The organism is Thiothrix nivea DSM 5205, assembly GCF_000260135.1.
GTDB classification, from domain to species: domain Bacteria; phylum Pseudomonadota; class Gammaproteobacteria; order Thiotrichales; family Thiotrichaceae; genus Thiothrix; species Thiothrix nivea.
The window spans coordinates 3,022,883-3,043,795 of sequence record NZ_JH651384.1 but is presented as its reverse complement, the minus strand read 5'-3'; the positions used below and the strand labels follow the sequence as shown (position 1 = coordinate 3,043,795).

19 protein-coding genes are annotated in these 20,913 nt (G+C 56.2%); 17 read left to right on the top strand and 2 right to left on the bottom strand.

The genetic code is table 11. The annotated features are described in order from the left end of the window. The first annotated feature begins 169 nt into the window (after positions 1 to 169). From THINI_RS15220 to hflX, 5 genes are all read left to right on the top strand, one after another. Positions 170 to 2,173, top strand: a complete 2,004-nt coding sequence (locus tag THINI_RS15220) for a S1C family serine protease (RefSeq protein ID WP_002709445.1) — start codon at positions 170 to 172, stop codon at positions 2,171 to 2,173. Then, entirely contained in the window at positions 2,173 to 4,005 is a 1,833-nt protein-coding gene (mutL, locus tag THINI_RS15215) for a DNA mismatch repair endonuclease MutL (RefSeq protein WP_002709444.1), read from the top strand. The genes THINI_RS15220 and mutL overlap by 1 nt, the downstream gene beginning before the upstream one ends. Further along, positions 4,005 to 4,931 carry a tRNA (adenosine(37)-N6)-dimethylallyltransferase MiaA gene (miaA, locus tag THINI_RS15210; RefSeq protein ID WP_002709443.1) on the top strand — a complete coding sequence of 309 codons (927 nt, stop codon included), beginning with the start codon at positions 4,005 to 4,007 and terminating at the stop codon, positions 4,929 to 4,931. The genes mutL and miaA overlap by 1 nt, the downstream gene beginning before the upstream one ends. A 160-nt stretch (positions 4,932 to 5,091) precedes the next feature. Continuing rightward, the gene (gene hfq, locus THINI_RS15205; protein WP_002709442.1) at positions 5,092 to 5,319 is read left to right on the top strand and encodes an RNA chaperone Hfq; all 228 of its coding nucleotides are present in this window, start codon (positions 5,092 to 5,094) and stop codon (positions 5,317 to 5,319) included. A gap of 38 nt (positions 5,320 to 5,357) precedes the next feature. Next, on the top strand, positions 5,358 to 6,638 hold the full coding sequence (hflX, locus tag THINI_RS15200) for a ribosome rescue GTPase HflX (RefSeq protein WP_002709441.1): 1,281 nt from the start codon (positions 5,358 to 5,360) through the stop codon (positions 6,636 to 6,638). 61 nt (positions 6,639 to 6,699) lie between these two features. Here hflX and rho read toward each other — a convergent pair whose 3' ends face one another. Then, entirely contained in the window at positions 6,700 to 7,959 is a 1,260-nt protein-coding gene (gene rho, locus THINI_RS15195; protein WP_002709440.1) for a transcription termination factor Rho, read from the bottom strand. A 306-nt stretch (positions 7,960 to 8,265) separates the two neighbouring features. Beyond that, positions 8,266 to 8,592 carry a thioredoxin TrxA gene (gene trxA / locus THINI_RS15190; RefSeq protein ID WP_040839487.1) on the bottom strand — a complete coding sequence of 109 codons (327 nt, stop codon included), beginning with the start codon at positions 8,590 to 8,592 and terminating at the stop codon, positions 8,266 to 8,268. Positions 8,593 to 8,733: 141 nt separating this feature from the next. Here trxA and THINI_RS15185 point away from each other — a divergent pair, with 141 nt between their 5' ends. The 12 genes from THINI_RS15185 to THINI_RS15130 all read left to right on the top strand — a co-directional run bounded on the left by THINI_RS15185 (position 8,734) and on the right by THINI_RS15130 (position 20,870). Next, positions 8,734 to 9,423 carry a DUF3108 domain-containing protein gene (locus tag THINI_RS15185; RefSeq protein ID WP_002709438.1) on the top strand — a complete coding sequence of 230 codons (690 nt, stop codon included), beginning with the start codon at positions 8,734 to 8,736 and terminating at the stop codon, positions 9,421 to 9,423. Between the two features lie 19 nt (positions 9,424 to 9,442). Then, a complete protein-coding gene (locus THINI_RS15180; RefSeq protein ID WP_040839486.1) occupies positions 9,443 to 10,645 on the top strand; it encodes an ABC transporter permease in 1,203 nt (400 codons plus the stop codon). Between the two features lie 2 nt (positions 10,646 to 10,647). Next, complete coding sequence (locus tag THINI_RS15175; protein WP_002709436.1) at positions 10,648 to 11,847, top strand: ABC transporter permease; 1,200 nt, start codon at positions 10,648 to 10,650, stop codon at positions 11,845 to 11,847. 80 nt (positions 11,848 to 11,927) lie between these two features. Next, the gene (locus THINI_RS15170) at positions 11,928 to 12,626 is read left to right on the top strand and encodes a response regulator transcription factor (RefSeq protein ID WP_169314627.1); all 699 of its coding nucleotides are present in this window, start codon (positions 11,928 to 11,930) and stop codon (positions 12,624 to 12,626) included. Continuing rightward, positions 12,623 to 12,955, top strand: a complete 333-nt coding sequence (locus THINI_RS15165; protein ID WP_002709434.1) for a hypothetical protein — start codon at positions 12,623 to 12,625, stop codon at positions 12,953 to 12,955. Before THINI_RS15170 ends, THINI_RS15165 begins: the two co-directional genes overlap by 4 nt. 138 nt (positions 12,956 to 13,093) lie before the next feature. Further along, complete coding sequence (locus THINI_RS15160) at positions 13,094 to 13,384, top strand: hypothetical protein (protein ID WP_002709433.1); 291 nt, start codon at positions 13,094 to 13,096, stop codon at positions 13,382 to 13,384. A 217-nt stretch (positions 13,385 to 13,601) separates the two neighbouring features. Further along, positions 13,602 to 15,824, top strand: coding sequence for a hybrid sensor histidine kinase/response regulator (locus THINI_RS23580; RefSeq protein ID WP_002709432.1), 2,223 nt, complete (start codon positions 13,602 to 13,604; stop codon positions 15,822 to 15,824). 1 nt (position 15,825) lies between these two features. Next, entirely contained in the window at positions 15,826 to 18,204 is a 2,379-nt protein-coding gene (locus THINI_RS15150) for a hybrid sensor histidine kinase/response regulator (RefSeq protein ID WP_002709431.1), read from the top strand. Between the two features lie 62 nt (positions 18,205 to 18,266). Beyond that, positions 18,267 to 18,983, top strand: a complete 717-nt coding sequence (gene rph / locus THINI_RS15145) for a ribonuclease PH (RefSeq protein ID WP_002709430.1) — start codon at positions 18,267 to 18,269, stop codon at positions 18,981 to 18,983. Further along, complete coding sequence (gene rdgB / locus THINI_RS15140) at positions 18,980 to 19,570, top strand: RdgB/HAM1 family non-canonical purine NTP pyrophosphatase (RefSeq protein ID WP_002709429.1); 591 nt, start codon at positions 18,980 to 18,982, stop codon at positions 19,568 to 19,570. The genes rph and rdgB overlap by 4 nt, the downstream gene beginning before the upstream one ends. Positions 19,571 to 19,572: 2 nt before the next feature. After that, positions 19,573 to 20,118 (top strand): D-glycero-beta-D-manno-heptose 1,7-bisphosphate 7-phosphatase, encoded by a 546-nt coding sequence (gene gmhB / locus THINI_RS15135; RefSeq protein ID WP_002709428.1) that lies wholly within the window; start codon positions 19,573 to 19,575, stop codon positions 20,116 to 20,118. Continuing rightward, on the top strand, positions 20,115 to 20,870 hold the full coding sequence (locus tag THINI_RS15130; protein ID WP_002709427.1) for a lysophospholipid acyltransferase family protein: 756 nt from the start codon (positions 20,115 to 20,117) through the stop codon (positions 20,868 to 20,870). Before gmhB ends, THINI_RS15130 begins: the two co-directional genes overlap by 4 nt. Positions 20,871 to 20,913: the final 43 nt, after the last annotated feature.

The following is a 20,913-nucleotide window of genomic DNA, read 5'->3' as shown; positions in this document are numbered from 1 at the left end:
TTGCTGCGCCTTGGTTGGCGAAGAATAGCAAGTTTTCCCCTAAAAACCGATAGATTACCGTCAGATTAAAGTGTTTTCACTCTACTGGCGGATACGCTATAGTCTTCCATTAATTTATTCCCCCACTCTCAAGGGCTGTGACAATTTTACCAATGGGACTCTAAATCAAATGCGCAAAACAACCATTATTACTGCTGCCGCGCTGTGCCTTGGCCTCGCCAGTTCCCCTGCTCTGTTAGCGGAAATTGGCCTCACCCCAGCGCCTGCCGCTGCCGAACCCCAAACAGCAGCACCGGCTGACGAAGCAACCCCGGAAAGGCGCACACCCAACCCGATTGAAACCGGTGTATACGCCCCACCCCCAGCAGAGGACACTGACGTGCCGCCGGAAGAAGCGGCCTCAATCCCCACTGACGCCAATGACCCACGCGAAAAGATCAAGGATGCTGTGGTAAAAGTCCACATCGTCCAGCACACGTATGAAACCCTTTCCCCATGGAACTCCGATTCACAAAAAGGTTCCGGCTCCGGCCTGCTGATTGAGGGCAACCTGATCCTCACCAATGCCCACGTTGCCGCTGACGCCACCTTCCTGGAAGTACAGCGCCACGGTGAAACCAAGCGCTATGAAGCGGAAGTGGTCTACATCTCGCATGAATCCGACCTCGCCCTGTTACGCACCAAAAATCCTGAGGCTTACAAGGGCGTCAAGCCTCTGGAACTGGGCGAACTGCCCAAAATGCAGCAACAGGTGGAAGTATACGGCTTCCCGATCGGTGGCAACACCCTGAGCGTCACCCGTGGCGTGGTTTCGCGCATCGAAAAGCAGAACTACGTGCACACTGGAGAAAACCTGATCGCCGTGCAAGTTGACGCAGCCATCAACTTTGGCAACAGCGGCGGGCCGGTCATCTCCGGCGGCAAGGTGGTTGGCGTTGCCATGCAGTCCGGTTTCCTGACAGAAAACATTGGTTACATGATCCCAACACCCATCATCCGTCACGTACTGAATGATGTAAAAGATGGCCAGGTCGACGGCTATGGTTTCCACGGTTTCATGACCCAATCGCTGGAAAACCCGGCGCTGCGCGACAAATACGGCCTGAGCGAAGATCAGACTGGCATGTTGGTGCACAAGGTTTACAAACAGTCACCGGCTGATGGCAAAGTCCAGATTGGCGACATTGTGACCGAAATTGACGGGCACAAAATCGAAAACAATGGCACAGTCGAATTCCGCCCCGGCGAATACATCGACTACACCCATTACATTGATATGCACCAAATCGGCGAGGATCTGAAGGTCAAGATCATTCGCGACAAACAGGAACAGGCCATTTCCCTGAACCTGGAAAAACCCGGTAAGGAGTACCTGCTGGTCAAACCCAACCAGTATGACAAGCAACCTTCCTACTTCATCTACGGCGGTTTTGTGTTCATGCCCCTGAACCAGGACGTGATTGACGCAATGGATGGCCTGCCTGCCCGCATCGGCGCACTCACTTACGAATCACCGGATGAAAACCGCAGTGAAGCCGTCATCATGACCAAGGTACTGCCCGCCGACATCAACAAGGACTACCACCACGACAGTAACCTGCTGATTGAAAAAATTAACGGTGAAAACATCCGCAACTTCGCGGAATTTTTCCAGAAAATACAATCGGCCAGCAGCGACTTCATCACCCTGGAAACAGCTGACGATTACCAGATTGTGATTGAGCGCAAGGAAGCACTGGCCAACCAACCCAACATCCTGTCGCGTTACGGCATCACCAGCGACCGCTCCAAGGATTTGCAAGCCATTCCAACCGCTGTAGCCCAGGAAAACAAACCTGCGCCAGCAGCGGGCATAGCCGCACAACCCGCAGTGACACCAGCCACCCCTATCCCAACTGATGCCAATGCCCAGGCTCAAACCCAACCGGCAGCGCCGCCTGCGCCTGAATTACCTGCGCAAGCCCAGCCTGCCTCCTCCCCAACCATACCGGGCACACCTGCGCAAGCCCAGCCTGCCGCCCCAGTCATGCCGGGTATTCCCACACAAGCCCAGCCTACGGCTCCCGCCATACCGCTGCCCCCTCCTGTCCAGCCACAGGCGCAGACCATTGCCCCGGGTATGCCCCAACCTACCCTTGAGCAAATGCCTGCCACAGGAGGCGCCGCCCACTGATGCCGATCCGCCAGCTTCCTGCCCACCTGATCAATCAGATTGCTGCTGGCGAGGTCGTTGAACGTCCCGCCTCGGTGGTAAAGGAACTGCTGGAAAACGCCCTCGATGCCGGGGCCACCCGCATCGAGGTCGACATTGAACAAGGCGGCGGCAAACGCATCCGCATCCGTGACAACGGTTGCGGCATCCCCAAAACGGAACTGGCGTTGGCGCTCAGCCGCCACGCCACCAGCAAAATCGCCAGCCTCGACGACCTGGAACAAGTGCGCAGCCTGGGTTTCCGCGGCGAAGCCCTGCCCAGCATTGCCTCAGTTTCCCGCCTAATCCTCAGCTCCCGCCACCAGGACGCCGACCAAGGCTGGCAACTGTATGGCGATGGCCAGGAAGTTTTCGGCGAGCCGGAACCCGTCGCCCACACCAACGGCACAACAATCGACGTTACCGACCTGTTCTTCAACACCCCTGCGCGACGCAAGTTCCTGAAAACGGAAAAAACCGAATTTGGGCATATCGAAGACATGCTGCGTAAAATCGCCCTCAGCCGCTTTGATGTCGGGTTTGAACTCAACCATAACCAGAAAAACACCCTGCGCCTGCGCCCGACGGATGACCGTAGCGGTGCGGAACGCCGCATCGCGGACATCTGCGGCAGCGCTTTCGCCGAACAGAGCCTGTACCTGGATTATGAAGCTGCCGGATTGCGCCTGTGGGGCTGGGTTGGCCTGCCCACCTTTTCGCGCTCCCAGGCCGATTTGCAGCATTTCTACGTCAATGGGCGCAACGTGCGCGACCGGCTGATCACCCACGCAGTAAAACAGGCGTATCAGGATGTGATGTACCACGGGCGGCATCCCGCTTTCGTACTGTTTCTGGAGCTGAACCCGCAACTGGTGGATGTGAATGCACACCCAACCAAACAGGAAGTGCGGTTTCGGGAAGGGCGGCTGGTGCACGACTTCCTGTTCCGCACACTGCATCAGGCATTGGCAGATATTCGGCCTGGGGATGAAAGCGGTGCACCTGCGCAACTGCCGGTGCAAGCACCGGATACCCCCCCCGACCCTCCCCCGCAAGGGAGGAAGGAGCAAGAACCCACGCCGTATCGGCCAACATACCAAGCACAACATCAACAACGTTTGCAGATGCCCGTGCGGGAACAAATGGGTATTTACCAACAATTATATCAACCTGTTGAGCCTCCCATAACAGCCCCCGCGCCCCTTGCGGGAGAGGGGGAGGCCAATGGCCTTCCTCCCCTCGGCTATGCCATCGCCCAATTACACGGCATCTACATCCTCGCCCAGAACCAAGCCGGATTGGTCGTGGTAGACATGCACGCCGCCCATGAGCGCATCACCTACGAACACCTCAAACAGAGCATGGCTGAAGACGCCATCCGCTCACAGCCGCTGCTGGTTCCAACCAGCCTGAATGTCAGCAAAAAGGAAGCAGATTACGCCGAACAGCACGCTGACGCCTTCCACGCCCTCGGCTTTGAGCTTGACCGGCTGGGGCTGGAAAAGCTCACCATTCGCGCCGTTCCCAGCCTACTGAAAGAATCGGATACGGAAGCACTGGTACGCGACGTGCTAGCCGACCTCATCACCCACGGTGGCAGCCAGCGTATCCAGAACGCCATGAACGAAATCCTTGCCACCATGGCCTGCCACAGCTCGGTACGCGCCAACCGCAGGCTCAGCACCCCAGAAATGAACGCCCTGTTGCGCGACATGGAACGCACCGAACGCAGCGGACAATGCAACCATGGCCGCCCGACCTGGACGCAGATGTCCCTCGACCAGATTGACAAGCTGTTTCTGCGGGGGCGGTGATGGATAAAGCCATATGTATCATGGGGCCGACGGGGACTGGCAAGACTGATCTTGCGGTGGAATTGCGCAAACATTTCCCGATCGAGATCATCAGCGTTGACTCCGCCCTGGTGTACAAGGGCATGGACATCGGCAGCGCCAAACCGGATGCCATGACCCTGGCGCAAGCACCCCACCACCTGATTGATTTCCTTGACCCATCCCAGCCCTATTCCGCCGCCGATTTCCGCGAGGATGCCTTGCGTGAAATGGCCGACATTACCACCCGTGGGCGCATTCCCTTGCTGGTAGGTGGCACCATGCTGTATTTCCGCGCCCTGGAATACGGCTTGTCGCAACTGCCACAGGCTGACCCCGCCATCCGCACCCGCCTGGAAGCCGAAGCTGCCGCACAAGGCTGGCAAGCCCTGCACGACCGGTTGGCGCAACTGGATCCAGCAGCAGCAGCACGCATCCACCCCAATGACCCGCAACGCCTGCAACGCGCGCTGGAAGTGTACGAACTGACCGGCAAGCCCATGACCGAACTGCAACAGGCTGCCTGGCATGACGCCTGCCCGTATAAATTGCTCAAGATCGCCCTGATACCAGAAAATCGTGCCTGGTTACATGCACGCCTGGCACAACGCTTCGAGCAAATGCTGGAACGAGGTGTAGTGGAAGAAGTGCGGAAACTGTTTGCCCGTGGCGACCTCGACACCCACCAGCCCGCCATCCGCGCAGTAGGCTACCGGCAAATATGGGGCTATTTAATTAACGAAATGGACTATAATCAGATGCGCGATCGTGCTATTGTCGCAACACGGCAGCTTGCCAAGCGTCAGATGACGTGGTTACGTTCCGAAAAGGACATTATTGCTTACGATCCCCAGGAACTCCACCTTTCATCGGTCATCAACAACGTTTCAACGTTTATTGGCGGATGAACGGATACGTCCGACAAACTGGCATTCATGCACAATGATGGAACTGATAAGCTTTTATGCGTCGAAGGATAAGAGCGACTGGATCACCGGCAACCCCTAGTGCTTTAGGCTGGTGAGACCATAACAACCACAAACCCGAGAATATTTTTAGGAGAAGCTCATGTCGAAAGGGCACACTTTACAAGAACCCTTCCTTAATGCTCTGAGAAAGGAACGGATTCCTGTCTCCATTTACCTGGTCAACGGCATCAAATTGCAAGGTCATGTTGGGTCATTTGACCAATTTGTTGTCTTGTTGGATAACACTGTCAGCCAACTGGTTTATAAGCACGCCATTTCCACCATCGTGCCAGCGCGCCCGATCAAACTGGCGCTTGCTCCTGAATAAATAACGGTTGAACACACAAACTTCAGGAAGGATGCCGATTGGAACTGTTTGAACGTCCTGGGGGCGGCGAGCGCGCAGTCTTGGTTCAAATCAGTTTCAATGCGGCAAAATCCCCGCAAGACGAAAAGGAATTTGTCGAACTGGCATATTCGGCGGGCGCGCAGCTTGTCGGTTTTGTCGCAGGTTCACGCCAGAGTCCCGACCCCCGCTATTTCATTGGCGAAGGCAAAGCAGAGGAAATTCGCCTCCTGCTGAATGCCAAAGATGCCAATCTGGCCATTTTCGACCATTCCCTTTCGCCCGCGCAGGAACGTAATCTGGAAAAGCGGCTGCAATGCCGCGTTCTGGATCGTACCGGCCTGATCCTCGACATTTTCGCCCAACGCGCCCGCAGCCATGAAGGCAAGTTGCAGGTGGAACTCGCCCAGCTGAAACACCTGTCAACCCGCCTGGTGCGCGGCTGGACTCACCTTGAGCGCCAGAAAGGTGGGATCGGCCTGCGCGGCCCTGGCGAAACCCAGCTGGAAACCGACCGCCGCCTGATCGGTGAACGCATCAAGCAGATCAACAAACGCCTGGAAAAGGTCCAGAACCAGCGCGAACAAGGTCGGCAAGCGCGTAAAAAAGCCGAAATCCCCACTGTTTCGCTGGTTGGCTACACCAATGCAGGTAAATCCACCCTGTTCAACGCACTGACCGAAGCGGAAGTCTACGCTGCCGATCAGTTGTTCGCCACGCTTGACCCCACCCTGCGCAAGGTACAACTACCCAACCAGCAGGAAACCATCCTTGCGGACACAGTAGGTTTTATCCGCCACCTACCACACGACCTGGTGGCCGCCTTCCGTTCCACCTTGCAGGAAACCATCGACGCCGACCTGCTGCTACACGTCATCGACAGCCACGACGAACAGCTGGAGCTTTACCGCGAGCAAGTCAACAAGGTCATTGCCGAAATCGGCGCAGAAAACGTGCCACAGATCGAAGTGATGAACAAGATTGATCTCGGCGGGCAAACCCCGCACGTAGAAGAAGGCAACGGCATCACCCCCACCCGCATTTACGTTTCCGCGCAAAAGCAGTCGGGGTTGGATATACTGCTGGAATATCTCGGCAATTATTTCGCCGGGCAAATGTTCCGTGGTGAGTTGAACATCCCGCCACTGCACGCCCGCTTACGTGCCCGCCTGTATGCCGACAAGGCTATCCAGCAGGAAAGTATTACGGATGAAGGTAATTTCCGCCTAAAAGTGGCGATTGACCAGCGGCGGCTGAATCAGTATCTGCACGAAGAAGGCTTGTTGTTGACAGATCTGTAAAGGCTAGGCCCTGTGTCTACCCTCTTCAAGACAGGGCGCACACAGGGAGCCACCTCTACCATCATCCCCGACGCATCACGTCGAAGAATTCGCTGTTGGTCTTGGTCTTGGAAAGCTTATCGAACAGCAGTTCCATCGCTTCCAGGTCGTCCATGCCATGCAGGAACTTGCGCAGTACCCACAAGGTTTGCAGCTCGTCCTGGGTGGTGAGCAACTCTTCACGGCGCGTACCGGAACGGTTGATATTGATGGCCGGGAACACGCGCTTCTCGGAAATGCGGCGATCCAGATGGACTTCCATATTGCCGGTTCCCTTGAATTCTTCGTAGATAACCTCGTCCATCTTGGAACCGGTGTCAATCAGTGCGGTGGCGATGATGGTCAGGCTACCGCCTTCCTCGATGTTACGGGCCGCACCGAAGAAACGTTTGGGGCGATGCAGGGCATTCGCATCCACACCACCGGTCAGCACCTTGCCGGATGAGGGCACGACAGTGTTGTAGGCGCGCGCCAGACGGGTAATGGAATCCAGCAGAATGACTACATCACGCTTGTGTTCAACCAGACGCTTGGCCTTTTCGATGACCATTTCAGCCACCTGCACATGGCGCGAAGCCGGTTCGTCGAAAGTGGAGGAAACCACTTCGCCCTGCACCATACGCGACATTTCCGTAACCTCTTCCGGGCGTTCGTCAATCAGCAAGACGATCAGGTAACTCTCGGGGTAATTGGAAGCAATACTCTGCGCAATGTTTTGCAGCATGATGGTCTTACCGGCCTTGGGCGGCGCAATAATCAGGCCGCGCTGGCCTTTACCATAAGGGGCAACGATGTCAATGACACGGGCGGTAATGTCTTCACGGCTGCCGTTGCCGCGCTCCATGCGCATACGCTCATCGGGGTGCAACGGCGTCAGGTTTTCAAACGCAATCTTGTTGCGGGCGCTTTCGGGCGGCTCGTAGTTGATGGTGTCAACTTTCAGCAGGGCGAAATAACGCTCGTTATCCTTGGGCGGGCGAATTTTGCCAGCAATGGTGTCGCCCGTGCGCAGCCCGAAACGGCGGATCTGGCTAGGGGAAACGTAGATGTCGTCAGCACCCGCGAGGTAGCTGGAGTCCTGGGAACGCAGGAAACCGAAACCGTCCTGGAGGATTTCCAGTACACCATCGGCATAAATGTCTTCGCCATTTTGGGCGGTGGCTTTCAGCAGTGCGAAAATAATGTCTTGCTTGCGGGTACGGGAAACGCTTTCGATACCCAGTGCCTGCGCCATATCAAAGACTTCGGCGGCAGATTTCTTTTTTAATTCAGACAGGTTCATAGATAATGATGAGTTGGTGAAGGAATTGTCCTATGTAATCAGGAAGCACCTGCCCGTGGAGCACGCCCTAACCAAGAACAAACGACTGGATACCCTAAAGACTGCGGCGGACAACGCTCGACAGACCGTGACAGCTTTCAGCAGAAATCTATGATCAGGAATACGGGACAGGATTTTCAGGAATGAATCTGGATACAGATTCAAGTATGGCTAAACTAGCACAGCCACGGGCGTGGAGTCCAGTAAAATAGTGCATCTGACGCCCTACGGAAATAAAAATACCCCGCAGGGCGTCCCAGAATGGGCTTACAGACTCTGGTTGAGAAACGCAGTCAATTGGGATTTGGACAATGCCCCCACCTTGGTGGCTTCCACCGCCCCATTCTTGAACAGCATCAGGGTAGGAATGCCACGGATGCCGTAACGGGGAGGAATCCCTGGGTTTTCGTCAATATTCAGTTTGGCGACCTTCAGCTTGCCCGCAAAATCGGTGGCAATTTCCTCCAGTATTGGCGCAATCATCTTGCATGGGCCGCACCATTCCGCCCAGTAGTCAACCAGCACGGGTGTACCGGATTTCAGCACCTCTTGTTCAAAGGTGGCATCGGAAAGTTGCATAATATTGTCACTCACAGACGGGTTCTCCCTGATTTTCGATGTTCACAGCCGCTATTCTCTTACATTTCCGGCCATCTTTGTAGTATAGCCTGTCAGAACCTGTCTGCTGTTTTGTAGTCTAACCTCAGAGATGGTTCCAACCAGAAGGAAAATAGCATGAAATATCCACTACTGGCGCTTGGTTTATTGCTGCTGGCGAATGGCGCGGAAGCAGCCCCGCAGGCATTCCAGGCCAACTATACCGTCACAGCCAAAGGCATGAACGTGGGCACGATGGCGGCCAATCTCAGCTATACCGGCAACACCTACACCTACCAGAAACTGACCAAGGCCAACGGGCTGGCGGCGCTCCTCAGTGGCGACACCCTGACCGAACGCAGCACCGGCAGCAAAAACGGCGAAAACCTGATCCCGACGCATTACCTGAACCACCACAAAAACAAGCGTAAGGATAAAAAGGACGAACTCGATTTCACCTCCCCCACCCACGTCAGCGGAACATTCGCGGGCGACGCCTATACCATGGATGTTCCCAAAGGCACGCTGGACGCCGCCACGCTGGAGCTGTACCTGATGGATGCGCTGGCCGCCAACCAGCCACTGGCCTACAAAGTGGTCAGCCACGGCAAGTTGCAGGATTACCGCTTCCGCAAACTGGGCAAGGAAACCATCAAGGTGCCGGCAGGCAGCTATGAATGCGAAACGGTCGAAGTCGTCCATAAAAGCGGCGAACGCCAGACCACCCTGTGGCTTGCACCTGAGCTGAATTACGCCATCGTGCAGGTCAGCCATACTGAAGACGGCGACCTGATCGAAACCCGCCTGAGCAGTTACCAGCCCCGCTAAAGGGACTAGAATGGAGGGTATGAAAGCGCAAGACACCCTCCATTTCAGCTACCAGGCATTGCGCGCCTACCCGGGCCGCACTGCCCTGATCCTGCTGGCGATGTGCATCAGTGTGGCCGCCATTATCCTGCTGACCTCACTGGGGGAAGGCGCACGCCTGTATGTCATCGGCCAGTTTCAGGGGCTGGGTTCCAACCTGCTGCTGGTGATGCCGGGGCGTACCGAAACCACGGGTTCAGCCCCACCGATGCTGGGCACAACCCGTGACCTGACGCTGGACGACGCTCTCGCCCTGCAACGTAGCACCGCAATCAAGGATGTCGCCCCGATCATTTTCGGCGCTGCCCCCGTCTCATTTGAAGCACGGGAACGCGAAGTCAGCATCATGGGTTCCACCCCTGCCCTGCTCAACGCCCGCCAGCTTGAACTGGCCATAGGTCGCCCGTTGCCCGATACCGACCCGCGCATTGCCACTGCCGTCTGCGTACTGGGGGAAACGGTGTGGAAGGAACTGTTCGCCAACCGCAACGCACTGGGTAAATGGGTACGGATCGGCGCGGCGCGTTTCCGCGTGATTGGGGTGATGGCTGACAAGGGGCAGTCGCTCGGCTCCAACATCAATGACATGGTGATCATCCCGGTCGCCAGCGCCCGCAACCTGTTCAACCAGCCATCGCTGTTCCAGATCGTGGTGACAGCGGAAAGCCGCGAACTGTTGCAACAGGCCAAAAAGGACATTGAAACCATCCTGCGCCAGCGGCATGACGGCGAAGATGATGTCACCGTGATCACCCAGGATTCCCTGATCGGCACTTTCGACAACATCCTTTCCTCCCTCACCTGGGCGCTGGGCGGAATCGCCGCCATCAGCTTGGTAGTGGCGGGCATCCTGATCATGAATGTGATGCTGGTCGCGGTCAGCCAGCGCAAGGCGGAAATCGGCCTGCTCAAGGCGCTGGGCGCACCCACCACCCAGGTGCTGCGCCTTTTCCTGACGGAAGCCACCCTGCTGGCGGCAGCGGGCGGCGCGATTGGCCTGCTGCTGGGGTTGGGCGGGGTGGTGGCGCTGAACCAGGCAGTACCAGAATTCACCGCCCAACCGCCACTGTGGGCACTGATTGCTTCGGTCGTGATCACCTTTATCACCGGATTACTGTTCGGCAGCATTCCGGCACGGCAGGCGGCACGGCTTGACCCCGTTGCAGCACTGTCGGGGAGGTGAACATGCTGCTGGCCGATTACCTGCACCTTGCCACCACCAGCATCCGTTTCAGCCGGATGCGCAGCTTCCTGACCGCGCTGGGCATTGCGGTGGGGATTGCCGCCGTGGTACTGCTGACCGCACTGGGCGGGGGGATGCAGCAATACATCCTGCAACAGTTCACCCAGTTCGGTTCCAATATCATCGCCATCAACCCCGGCAAAAGCACCACCCTGGGGATTTCCGGCGCGCTGTTCAGCAGCGTGCGCCCACTTTCCATTGATGACGCCGAGGCGCTGCGGCGGATTCAGGGCGTGGAAACCGCCGTGCCGGTGGTGCAGGGCAATTCCCCGCTGGAAGCAGGTAACCGCACCCGCTGGACGACCGTGCTCGGCGTTAACCACGACATGCCGCAAACATTTCGGCTGTATGTGGCCACCGGGCGTTTCCTGCCGGATGATTCCACCCAACAGGCGCGCAACCTGGCGGTTATTGGCGCAAAAATACAGGCGGAACTGTTCCCCGACACCAACCCACTGGGGCAACGCATCCGTATCGGGCAGGAACGTTTCCGCGTGATTGGTGTGATGGAATCCAAGGGGCAGATACTGGGTTTTGACATGGACGACACTGTCTACATCCCGGTAGCGCGCGCCATGGCGCTGTTCAACCGTGAAGGGCTGATGGAAATCGACCTGCTCTACAAAAGCGGGGCTGATGAAAAGCAAATCCTCAAACAGGTGAAAACCACCCTCACCCAACGGCATGGGTCGGAAGACGTGACCATCACTAGCCAGACCGACATGCTGAAAACGCTGGGTTCTATCTTGAACATCCTCAAGGCAGTGGTGGCGGGCATTGGCAGCATTTCCCTGCTGGTGGGCGGGGTTGGCATCCTCACCATCATGAGCATTGCGGTGAATGAGCGTACCGGCGAAATTGGCCTGTTGCGCGCCTTGGGTGCTTCACGCCAACAGGTGACGCACCTATTCCTGCTGGAAGCGGCGACACTGGCGGGGCTAGGTGGTATCGCCGGGATGCTGGCCGGACTCGGGGTTACCTGGCTGTTACACGCTTTTATCCCGGCGATGCCTGTACAAATCGACTGGTCATACGTTTTGCTGGCCGAATCCGTGGCCGTGGTTACTGGACTGGCTGCGGGTTTTGCCCCGGCACGGCGTGCTTCGGGGCTACCCCCGGTGGAAGCATTGCGCAATAAATGATCACGCTACTGTTTTCCTTTTTAAGGTTGCAATATACTGCCCTACATAACTAGCGTTTGATTTTCCAAGAACCTAAACCTTTGAACAATAAGACCTCGCACCATATCCTGCTAGTGGATGACGACCTGCTTCTGCATACATTGCTGGAGGAATGCTTCCGTGCGCATGGCAGCTACAAAATTCATGCCTTGCAGGATGGCGAAGGGATAGGCTTGTTGATTGACAAACAGCAACCGGACATGATCATGCTCGACATCATGCTGCCGGGAAAAGATGGCTGGTACTGGCTCGACTGGCTGAAAAGATGCCACCCCCATATCCCGGTGTTGTTGCTGTCAGCCAAAAATCAACCCGATGACCGTTTGAGGGGGTTTGAGTCAGGCGCTGCCGATTACTTGATCAAGCCGTTCCACCCCGGGGAACTCCTGATCCGGATCAGTCATATCCTGCATCCCCAACACATCACCGGCCATAAGCGGTATCAGGTTGGGGAGTACCTGTTTGACCCCATGCAGGAAACCTTGCAGGCTGAAAACAACCAAATCAGGCTCTCAACACTGGAAAGCCGCCTCCTGCTGTTTTTCTGCGAAAACGCCGGGCAAACCCTGACGCGCGACGCCATTTCCCTGGCACTGAACGGCAATGAGCACCACCCGCTGAACCGCAGCATCGACATGGCCATCACCCGCCTGCGCAAAAAACTGGGTGACGACAAGGAAAAACCCCAATACCTGCATACTGTCTGGCGCAAAGGCTACCGCCTGACCTTGAACGCATGACAGCGCCAAGCGCCCTGCACACACTGGCCGAAAGCCTTGGGGTGGTCGGCGCACGGCGCTTCCTGGTTGCTGCCCAGCCACTGATCCATCAGGCCCGACATGACTTGCTGGCCTGCCTGCGGGAACAGGACTGGAAGGCTGCTGCTGCCATTGCCCACCGCCTCAAGGCGACTGCACACCTCTATGGCAGCCCGACCTTGCAGGATTACATCACCGCCATTCTGGCCAAAGACTCAAGCCAGCTACAGCAACAGGTTTTCCAGAACGGGCTTGAGGCAGAGTTCCAACATGTTGAAAACGCTATTGCCATCTGGCTGAATAATAAATAACCCACACCATTTCACTGTTACATTTTCTTACAATTTTTGCCGTTACAATTGCGTATGCATCCGTTAAGGTGATGAACAGATGATCAGTTGAGTTTTCTTTTTCATCAAAAAATTTAATTTTAAAAGGATGTTAAGATCATGTTTTTCAAAAAAAACTTCATGATAGTTGCCTGCCTGACAGCGGGAATACTCTCCGCCCAACCCACTGCGGCAATCTCTACGCTAGGCAAACACCTTCAAACCCAAGCTGTTGACACAACCAATAGTGGCAATGCGGGGGAATATTACCTGGCAGAGCCATCTGCCCTGCACCATTTCCTGCCGGAGCTAATTGGCCCAAAGCTTTACCTGAACCTGTTGCAATCAGACACGTTCATCACCCTGGTGGGCTGGGCTGAAAGCATGAAGGCAAAATACGCTAGCCCATGATTCCCAGCCGTCTGCCTACTACGCCAAGAAATGGCAGGCTGCTTTTGACGTTTTTCTCTGTTTCCAGCCCCTCTCGCTTCCCCTGAAGATGGGGCTGGCTTTTCCCCTGCCTGCGGCGTAGCCCATTTCATTTTCGCGTTGGAATGGCGGTCACAGTCCTGATATGCGTACACTCCTGGCTTATACTGCTACTGTGTCATGAAATGGGAACTCACCCTTGCTGCGCGCCGCCTTGCTTATTTTCTGCCTGTTGCCCATCCGGCCAGTCGTTGCCACCCCCACCCTGGTGCTGGATGACAGCACTGCCTACGCCTGGCTATACCCCTATCTCGAAGTGGCAGAAGACCCTGATAACCGGCCAGCACAGCAGGCAATGACAGCCCTGCAAGGCAAATTCCGGGGCGGCTGGCATGACAACCCGCACATTGGTTACACACAAAATACCTGGTGGGCGCGTTTCAAGGTGGCCAACCCATCTAGCCAGCCGCATGACTGGTATCTGCTGTTTCATGGCCAGGGTCTCAATCGGGTTCATGCCTATATTTCACAGGGAAACGCCCCTCCCTCAGCGCTGGATGCGTTAACCGATTTCAGGATGCCCGCCTACCCATTTGCGCTGCAACCCAGCATACCGTACTGGGTTTATGTGCAAGTCAACAACCCCGACATACCACTCGCCTTCCAACTGGAGGTCAGGTCGCCCGCCAACATGCTGAATTCCGCGATCATGGAATACCTGTTTTACGGCGCTATTCTCGGGGGTATGCTGGCACTGGCGGCCTACAATCTCCTGACTTATCTGCGCTTGCGGGAATTCAGTTTTTTCAGCCTGACCTTCCTGATTCTCGCCTCCACCGCTGAACTGCTCTATCTGAACGGCATACAGCATCATGTCCCGGCCATTATCCCGCTGGCCAAGGAAATGCCCGCCGTTTTTACCCAGATAGCCATCATCAGTGCCGCCAGCTTTTTCTTTCACCTGATGGATATTCCCCGCAACCTGCCCGCATTTGTGCGCATATTCCGGGCACTCCTGCTCCTGTGCTGGTTGTCATTGCTGGCTGCGCCGTTTATTGCCCATGACTTTGCGCTTGCCTCGTTGCTGGCACTGGGGCTTTTGCTGATCCTGTTACCGGCAACTGCCATCCTGCACCGCCAGGGGCTAAGGGAGGCCAGCAGTTTTGCCTGGGCTTTTCTGGTTATCCTACCGACCAGCTTGCCGCTCATACTCATGGGGGCGGGAATCATCCGCCACTGGCCGCCAGCCTTTGCCCTGATGCAGGTTGGCATACTGGGCTTCATGATCCTGCTCTCCCTTACCCAGTCGGAACGCACCTGCACGCTGCGGGAACAAAGCCAGCGGGCGGAGGCGGCCAGCCTTGCCAAAGGCGAGTTTCTTACCACCATGAGCCATGAGTTGCGCACGCCGATGAATGCTGTCATCAGTACCGGGGTGTTATTGCAACAAACACCGCTGAACCCGCAACAACAGGATTATGTTGACCGGCTGGAAACTTCTTCCCGCCACATGCTGAACTTGGTCAACGACATTCTTGACCTGTCGAGTCTGGAAAGCCCACAGTTAGTACTGGAACAACAGCCTTTCACCTTGGGCAATATTCTGGCTAATCTGGATACGCTATTGCATGACCGTGCGCGGCAAAAAGGCTTGCGGTTTAATTTACACAGCAGTTTTCCTATCGATACCAATTTGAGCGGCGACCCTACCCGGCTTTCCCAGATACTACTGAACCTGCTGGATAATGCCATCAGGTTTACTGAGAAAGGGCGAGTAGACCTATTCATCAACGAGGAGACGACCGCCAACCCAACCCAGGTATTACTGCACTTTGAAGTGGCCGACAGCGGCATTGGCATACCGCCCACGCAACAGGATCACCTGTTTGAACCCTTTACCCAGGCGCACAGCAACATTGGCCGACGTTACGGCGGAACCGGCCTTGGGCTGGCCATCAGCCGCAAACTGGTGGAACGGATGGGCGGCCAGTTGGCCGTGGAAAGCATCCCGGATGAAGGCAGCCGGTTTTTCTTTATGCTGACATTCCCGAAGAATCGGGCTTATTCCATTCTGCTGGTCGATGATGATGAAATGAACCTGTTCTTCGTGCGTGAAATCTTGCAGCTATCCGGCGCTCAAGTGACGACAGCCAGCGGTGGCTCAGAAGCTATCCGCCTTCTCTATACACAACACGTTGACCTGGTATTCATGGATGTGAGTATGCCAGAGATGGATGGCCACGAAACCACCCGGCGCATCCGTGCCGACCCGCGCTTTGCCAATCTGCCCATCATTGCCCTGACCGCACACGCGCTGCCGGGCGAACGGGAACGTTGTCTGGCAGCGAGGATGAGCGATTACCTGACCAAACCAGTTGAAACAGAAACGTTAAGGCAGTGCATAGCCCATTGGATCAGATAAAATGGCAGTTATGCTGTTACCCCGATTCATGCTGGCCTTGTCCTGTCTATTCTTCTGGCTTTTGCCGGGTATCCTGCTTGCGCAACCGTTAATCCTGACGGATAGCCGGGAACAGGTATCCACAATCCCCGATCTTATGATGTTTCCTGACACCTCCGGCCAACTCGGCATTGAGCAGGTCAGTTCGCCTGAATTCGCCGGGCGATTTCAAGCAACAACGTGGGATCAGCACAGCCAGTTAATCCATGAGGCTACCACCCCCCATGTATGGTGGATGCGGCTGGATATCCAGCAATCAGGCAACACTGGCTGGTATCTTGTATCTGACACACCCATGCTTGCCCACATGGATGCCTACATTGTGGATCCAGCAAACCAGAGTATCCGGTTCGCGGGCAACATGCGTAAAGAAAATAGCTGGCAACGGCTGCCAACCCTCCAATTGCCACCGGTACAAACCGCAAGTTCCTACCAGATTTACCTGCGTAGCAGCAGCCGGAGCAGTATATGGAAACATATACCGTTTCAGCTAATGTCCGCTGATGCCCTGAACCAGCAGACAGCACATGACTACCTGGTTTACGGCGGGATTATCATGGGGTTGCTGGCGCTCGCCAGCTATAACCTGTTCCTGTTTGTCAGTCTGCGTGATCGCAGCTATCTGACTCTGGTCGCGTTTCTGCTAAGCCTGGTGCTGGTTTTACAGCGTATTTACAACGTCATCCCCTGGCTATCGTTTATCAGTAATCCTGATTTGCCCTGGTTTACCGGTTCCGTCAACCTGCTGCTGCTCAGTTGCATACAATTCTGGCGGCAACTGCTGGGCACGAAAAACCTGATACCAACCTTGGACAGGATATTCACCCCCCTGTCATTACTCATCCTCGGCATGACAGCCGTCATCCCGTGGCTACCTGAAGCCGAACTCTGGAGTTTCGTCCTGATCGTAGTGGTGACATTATTTGGCAGCACTGCTGGCGGAGTTGCTGCTTACCGGGGTTCTCGCATGATACTTAGTGTTGCCCCCGGAACCATCGTCTTTGTCGGTTGCGCAATGCCGATAACCTTATGGCGACTGGGTCTGTTTGAATATGCTGACCCGGCATTACTCAATGACATTTTTGCCCTCGGTACGCTGGCTACCGGAATTCTTTTGTCATTGACACTGGCCGAACATACCCGACAGATACGCATCAGGGCGGAGCAGGCAGCAATAGAAAACCGGGTCAAGGATGAGTTCCTCACCACCATGAGTCACGAACTGCGCACCCCGGTGAACTCGGTGGTGGTCACGGCAGAGTTGCTGAAGCAAAGCCAGCTCCCGGTGCGGGAACAGGAGTATGTATCCCGCCTGGAAACCGTATCCCGTCACATGCTGGAGTTAATCAACAACATTCTCGACCTGGCACGCCTACAGGTAACAACAATCACCCTTCACAACGAAGTTTTCCACCTACCCACCCTGTTGAACCGTCTGCAACAAATGCTGCAAACAAGCGCTACCGCAAAAAATCTGACATTGCGATTACACTCAGCAGCAATCCCAGACCTGTATCTGAAGGGTGACCCGCAGCGCCTTTCCCAGGTGCTGCTTAACCTGCTGGGCAATGCCATCAAGTTCACAGATCAGGGCTCAATCGATCTGTATGTACGGGAAGCAGGGAGCACGGATAACGGCGACATCCGCCTGCATTTCGAGGTAGCCGACACCGGCATAGGCATTGCGCCGGAAGACCAAAGCCGTTTATTCCAACCTTTCAACCAGATCGACAACCAGCGTACCCGTCGCCATGGCGGTTTCGGGCTGGGGCTGGCCATCAGCCGCAAGCTGGTAGAGGCGATGGGTGGCAAACTGGAAATGGACAGCGTAGCTGGTGAAGGCAGCCGGTTCTTTTTCACATTAACGTTTCCGTTACAGACGAACTCTCCCACAGAAGCTTGCCCTGCAAGCGATTCCTCAGAAGAATCGTCAGCAAAGCTGGCTCCTGCAACAGCCATCGCTAACAAACACATTCTCCTCGTTGACGATGACGAAATGAACCGCTTTTTCGGACGCGAATTACTGAATAGGCTAAATGCCACAACCACTGCCGTCGATAGCGGCGCAGAAGCCATCCACCAATTAGAGCAACACACTTTCGACCTGATATTCATGGATGTGAGCATGCCGGAAATGGATGGCTACGAAACCACCCGTAAAATCCGCACTGACCCTCGCTTCGCCAAACTGCCCATTATTGCGCTGACAGCCCACGCCATTACAGGGGAAAAAGAACGTTGTCTCGACGCCGGGATGAACGATTATCTCACCAAGCCTTTCGCCCTCGTAGACATGCAAACCCTGCTATTGCGCTGGCTCAAAACCGATACCCGACCGTGAAACCCACGCCAAGGATGCGTATAATCACCCCTCCCCTAGCAGAAAGACACAAAGGAACCCAGATGAGGCCAAGCGAACGCGCACCCGACCAAATGAGGACAATTAAATTCACCCGTAATTACACCTGCCACGCGGAAGGTTCCGTGCTGGTGGAATTCGGCAACACCAAGGTGCTGTGTACCGCCACTGTCGAAGACCGCCTACCCGGCTGGCTGAAAGGCAAAGGGCAAGGCTGGGTGACTGCCGAATACGGCATGTTGCCGCGCTCCACCGGTTCCCGCACTGCCCGCGAAGCCTCCAGAGGCAAACAGGGTGGCCGCACCATGGAAATCCAGCGCCTGATCGGGCGTTCCCTGCGCGCCATCGTCGACCTCGAAGCCCTGGGCGAATTCCAGATCACTCTCGACTGCGACGTCATTCAGGCTGACGGCGGAACCCGCACTGCCTCCATCAGCGGCAGCTACGTGGCACTGTGCGACGCGATTACCTGGCTGCAAAAAAACCGCCGCCTGAAGAAAAACCCGTTGCACGGCCAGATTGCCTCCGTCTCCGTCGGCATTTTCAACGGCGTACCGGTACTGGATCTGGACTACGCGGAAGATTCCAGCGCCGAAACTGACATGAACGTGGTCATGAATGAGGCAGGCCAGTTCATCGAACTGCAAGGCACTGCCGAAGGCCACGCCTTCCGCCGCGATGAGCTGGACACCATGCTGGCACTGGCGGAAAAAGGCATCCGTGAAATCATGCGTGCGCAACAAGAGGTACTGGGAACATGAGCAAGAAAATTGTCCTGGCATCCGGCAACGCCGGGAAATTACGTGAATTCAACGCCATGATGGCCGACCTTGGCATCGAATTCGTGCGCCAAAGCGAATTCGGCGTAGCGGATGCGGAAGAAACCGGCCTGACCTTCGTCGAAAACGCCCTGCTCAAAGCACGCAACGCCGCCCAAGCCACCGGAATGCCCGCGATGGCAGACGATTCCGGCATCGTGGTGGACGCCCTTGGCGGCGCGCCGGGGCTGTATTCCGCCCGCTATTCCGGCGCTGGCGATGACGCCAACAACACCAAGTTGCTAGAGGACATGAAAGACGTACCCGACAGCCAGCGTAGCGCGCGTTTCTACTGCTGCATCGTGTACCTGCGCCACGCCGAAGACCAGTTGCCGATCATCGCTGAAGCCAGCTGGGAAGGCAGCATCATGCACGCCCTCAGCGGCGCAAATGGCTTTGGTTACGACCCGCTGTTTTTCGTGCCAACCCACGGCTGCTCCTCCGCCGAACTGCCGCCGGAAGAAAAAAACCGCATCAGCCATCGCGGCCAGGCGCTGCGCAAACTGCATCAGTTGCTGGAACAGGAATAGTCATGAAGCTGATCATTCTCGACCGTGACGGCGTGATCAACGAAGACTCAGACCATTTCATCAAGTCGGCAGCGGAATGGGTTCCCATACCCGGCAGTATTGAGGCCATGGCGCACCTTAACAAGGCAGGTTACACGCTGGCCGTCGCCACCAACCAGTCCGGCATTGCCCGTGGTTTGTACGATCTGGCGACCCTCGATGCGATGCACGCCAAATTGCGCAGGTTGCTGACGGAACACGACGGCGAAGTCGCCTATATCGCTTACTGCCCGCATCTGGGTGATGAGCAGTGCAATTGCCGCAAACCCAAACCGGGCATGTTGCATGAGATAGCGGCGTATGTCGGCGCCGACCTGACGCAAGCCACCGTTGTCGGCGATTCCTTGCGCGACTGGCAGGCCGCCGCCGCCGCCGGGGCAAACTATGTGCAAGTACGCACCGGCAAGGGCGAACGCACCCTGGCAGGCGGCCAGTTACCCGCCGATATACCTGTGTTCGATAATCTGTCAGACTATGCCCATTCGCTTACCGGAACCCCAACTGCATGAATGCACTCTACAAGCTCTGGCTGGGCACGCGCGCCACTGTATTCTGGGTCGGCTTCGCCCTCAGCACCCTGCTGGCTGGCCTGTTGACGCCGCTGGCATGGCTGTTTCCGCTCAAATACCGCTACCCCGCCACCACCTTGTGGAACCGTTTCAACCTGTGGTGGCTGAAAGTGACCTGCGGGGTAAACTATCAGGTGTGGGGGCGGGAAAACATCCCCACCGACAGCGCTTTCATCATTATGTCCAACCACCAGTCGACCTGGGAAACCTTTGCCCTGACCCATATTTTCCCGCAACACCTGAGCTGGGTGCTGAAGCGGGAGTTGCTGAAAATTCCTTTCTTCGGCTGGGGGTTGCGCCTGATCAAACCCATCGCCATTGACCGAGGGGCTGGCCGTGCCGCCGTCAAGCAGCTTTCCCACCAGGGCAAAGCATTGCTGGAAGAAGGCATCAGCATCGTGATTTTTCCGGAAGGCACACGGGTCAAACCCGGTGAAAGTTTGCCCTATAAAATCGGTGGAGCCATCCTCGCCTCCCATTCCGGCTTTCCGGTTGTGCCGGTCGCACATAATGCGGGCGCAAGCTGGCCCCGTCACGCCTGGATCAAGCAGCCGGGCATCATCACCGTCAGCATCGGTCCGGCTTTCAGCAGCAAAGGGCTGAAAGCCGACGCCATTAACCAGCGAGTCCAGGACTGGATCGAAGCGGAGAAATCGCGCCTGCCACCAGTTTCTCCCCAGCCGGGGAATTAACGCCACCTCGTCAGTGACTTTTATACCCGACTGGACTCCTAGG